Annotated in this window: 2 protein-coding genes; both read left to right on the forward strand. The window is 71.2% G+C overall.

Annotated features, from left to right (window positions below):
- The first annotated feature begins 257 nt into the window (after positions 1-257).
- Positions 258-1,901, forward strand: coding sequence for a PQQ-binding-like beta-propeller repeat protein (locus tag ABZ914_RS15430; protein ID WP_500193560.1), 1,644 nt, complete (start codon positions 258-260; stop codon positions 1,899-1,901).
- Between the two features lie 276 nt (positions 1,902-2,177).
- Positions 2,178-3,806: a PQQ-binding-like beta-propeller repeat protein gene (locus tag ABZ914_RS15435; RefSeq protein ID WP_500193561.1), complete on the forward strand. Its 1,629-nt coding sequence runs from the start codon at positions 2,178-2,180 to the stop codon at positions 3,804-3,806.
- The last annotated feature ends 125 nt before the right edge of the window (positions 3,807-3,931 follow it).

The following is a 3,931-nucleotide window of genomic DNA, read 5'->3' on the forward strand; positions in this document are numbered from 1 at the left end:
CGGTGGTTCTCAGTCCCGCCCCGCGGGCGGGCCGGGCCCGGGGGCTGACGATCGGCGCGGAGCGCCCCCCGGGGCCCGCGCCCGGGGGCGCTCCCTCGTGCCGCGCCGAAGATCGGGAATCCCCCCGGTCAGGCAGCGAAAGCGACTTCGGTCACGATTTCATAAGGGGCCGGATGTATCGGATTGGCGGCCCAATAGGATCCCTGCACCGGAGTGGCCGCGGGTGGCCACCGGGCCGAGGCTAGGGGATCCGACTCGTGAGAGCTCTTCTGCGACAGCGCCGGACGACGGTCCGCGCGGGCCTGGCGGCGGCCGCCGCCCTCTCGCTGGCTGGCGCCGTGTTCGTACCGGCCGGTCCGGTCGCCGCCGACACCGACCCGCCGTCCGGGACGCCGGCCACCGTCAGCGCCGACCCGCTGCCGACGGCGCAGGTCAACGGGGTCGTGTGGAGCATGGCGACGGTCGGCAACACCGTCTACGCGACCGGCAGCTTCACCAAGGCGCGCCCCGCGGGCGTCGCCGAGGGCGGCTCCGGCGAGGTCGCCCGGGCCAACATCATGGCGTTCGACCTGACGACCGGGAAGCTCAGCACCACGTTCGTGCACACCCTCGACGGCCAGGGCCTGCGGATCATCGCGTCGCCGGACGGCAGCCGGGTGTACGTCGGCGGCGACTTCACCCAGGTCGACGGCAAGCCGCACGGCCACCTCGCCGCGTTCGACACCACGACCGGCGCGCTGATCGACTCGTTCGCGCCGAACGTGCACAACCGGGTCCGCGCGATCGCCGCGACCGACTCGACCGTGTACGTCGGCGGGAACTTCTTCAACGTCAACGGCAGCGGCCGGACGCGGCTGGCGGCGGTCAAGGCGTCCGACGGGTCCAACGTCGGGACGTGGCGGCCGACCGCCGACGACGACGAGGTCTACGCGCTCGCGCTGTACGGCGACCGCGTGCTCGTCGGCGGCAAGTTCCAGAAGCTGAACGGCGAGACCCACGTCGGCATCGCCGCGGTGAGCGCGAACAACGGCGGCACGCTGCCGTGGAGCAGCCGGCCGATCCCCACGAAGCTCGACAGCAAGCACTTCTCGTACGTGACGGACCTGCGCGTCGACGACGGCATCGTCTACGCCGGCGCCGACGGCGAGGGCCTGCACTGGTACGACGGCCGGTTCGCCGCCAAGGCCGACAGCGGCGACCTGGTGTGGCTGGACAACTGCTACGGCGCCACCTACGGCGTCTACCCGGTGGCCAACGAGGTCTACAGCGTCTCGCACGCGCACGACTGCACCTCGCTCGGCGCGTTCCCCGACACCAGCCCGCAGACCAACCACCGGGCGCTGACGGAGACCAAGGCCGCGACCGGCACCGACCGCGGCGCGCCGGGCACCAACAGCAACTACAGCCGGCAGCCGGTCCCGAGCCTGCTGCACTGGTTCCCCAAGCTCGCCATCGGGTCGTTCACCCAGCAGTACCAGGCGGCGTGGGCGATCACCGGCAACGGCGGCTACGTCGCGATGGGCGGCGAGTTCCCGAAGGTGAACGGCAAGGCGCAGGCCGGGCTCGTCCGGTTCGCGGTGAAGGCGGACGCGCCGAACAAGGTGGGCCCGGAGACGGCCGACCTGAAGGCGCCGACGGCGAGCCTGCGCACGGGCGGCATCCGCGTCTCGTGGAAGACCACCTGGGACATGGACAACGCGACGCTGAAGTACCAGGTGCTGCGCGACGGCGGCACGACCCCGATCGCGACGCTGGAGAAGTCGGCGTCGTTCTGGAACCCGGCGACGCTCACCTACACCGACACGAGCGCCCCGAAGGGCGCCCACACCTACAAGATCCGCGCGGTCGACCCGAACGGGAACGCCGCGACGAGCGCGGCGTCCAACTCCGTCCGGCGGTGACGGCGTCCCGGGCGACCGGGACGACGACGCGTGAAAGCGCCCCGAGGTTTACACCTCGGGGCGCTTTTCTATTTCCGGAATTGGCCATACTGCGCTGAGCAGTCGGTATCAAGCGCTCTGTAAGCGATTTCCGTCACGATTTCCTAATTCCGCGGATGGGCGGCGCGCGGCGGCTACTAAGATCTCCAGACCGGAGTGGCCGAGGGGGCCACCGGGGGTCACGTGCTTTAGGGGAACCGACTCGTGAGTGCTTCTATCCGACAGCGCCGTACCGGCGTGCGCGCGAGCCTGGGGGCGGCCGCCGCCCTCGCGCTGGTGGGCGCCGCCCTCGTCCCGGCCGGGCCGGTCGCGGCCGACACCATGCCGGCCTCGGGCGTGCCCGCGACCGTGAGCGCCGACCCGCTGCCGACCGCGCAGGTGAACGGCGTCGTGTGGAGCATGGCGACCGTGGGGAACACCGTCTACGCGACCGGGAACTTCACCAAGGCGCGCCCCGCGGGCGTCAAGGCGGGCGGGGCCGGCGAGGTCGCCCGCGGCAACATCATGGCGTTCGACCTGACGACCGGGAAGCTCAGCACCGGCTTCGTGCACACCCTCGACGGCCAGGGCCTGCGGATCATGGCCTCGCCGGACGGCAAGCGCGTCTACGTCGGCGGCGACTTCACGAAGGTGGACGGCAAGGCGCACAACCACCTCGCCGCGTTCGACACCGCCACCGGCGCGCTGATCGACTCGTTCGCGCCGGACGTGAAGAACCGCGTCCGCGCGATCGCCGCGACCGACTCGACCGTGTACGTCGGCGGCAACTTCTTCAACGTCAACGGCAAGTCGCGGACGCGGCTCGCGGCGGTGAAGGCGTCCGACGGCTCCAACATCGACACCTGGAAGCCCGCGGCCAACGACGACGAGGTCTACGCGCTCGCGGTGTACGGCGACCGCGTGATCGTCGGCGGCCGGTTCCAGCAGCTGAACGGCGAGAAGCACGTCGGCATCGGCGCCGTCAGCGCGACCAACGGCGGCACGCTGGAGTGGACCAGCAAGCCGATCCCGACCAAGGCCACCGAGCCCGACAGCGCGGGCAAGTACGGCTACTCCTACGTCACGGACCTGCGGATCCAGAACGGCGTCGTCTACGGCGCGGCCGACGGCGAGCGGTACCACTGGTTCGACGGCCGGTTCGCCGCCAAGGCGAGCAACGGCGACCTGGTGTGGCTGGACAACTGCTACGGCGCCACCTACGGCATCCTGCCCGTCGGCCAGACCGTCTACAGCGTCGGCCACGCGCACGACTGCACCTCGCTCGGCGCCTTCCCGGAGACCGACCCGGAGACGTACCACCGCACGATCGCCGAGACCTTCGACGCGCGCGGCACCGACAAGGGCAAGCCGGGCACCAACAGCAACTACAGCAAGCAGCCGATCCCGCAGCTGCTGGACTGGTTCCCGAAGCTCGGCATGGGCACCTTCACCCAGCAGTACCAGGCGGCGTGGGCCGTCACGGGCAACAGCAGCTACATCGCGATGGGCGGCGAGTTCCCGAACGTGAACGGCAAGGCGCAGGCGGGCCTCGTCCGGTTCACCATCAAGGCCAACGCGGCGAACAAGGTCGGGCCGGAGGCCGGCTCCCTGAAGGCGCCGACGGTGACCAAGACGTCCACCGGCCTCAAGGTGGCCTGGACCGGCACCTGGGACATGGACAACGGCTGGCTGCACTACGAGGTGCTGCGCGACGACTCGACGACCGCGCTGACCACCGTCAAGCAGCTGTCGAGGTTCTGGGCCGAGCCGTCGATGTCCTTCACCGACACCAAGGCGGCGAAGGGCAAGCACACCTACCGGATCCGCGTGAAGGACCCGCTGGGCAACACGATCACCGGTCCGGCGTCCGCGGCCGTCACCTGGTGACCCGCGCGCACTGACCCCTGACACGAGAACGCGCCCCGATGGACGTCACCGGGGCGCGTTCGTCGTGCGCGCGGGGCCGCGGGGCCGCGGGCCCCGGCCGGGGGCTCAGCCCCGGCCGATGCCCC

The organism is Spirillospora sp. NPDC046719, from assembly GCF_040645715.1.
Classification (GTDB): domain Bacteria; phylum Actinomycetota; class Actinomycetes; order Streptosporangiales; family Streptosporangiaceae; genus Spirillospora.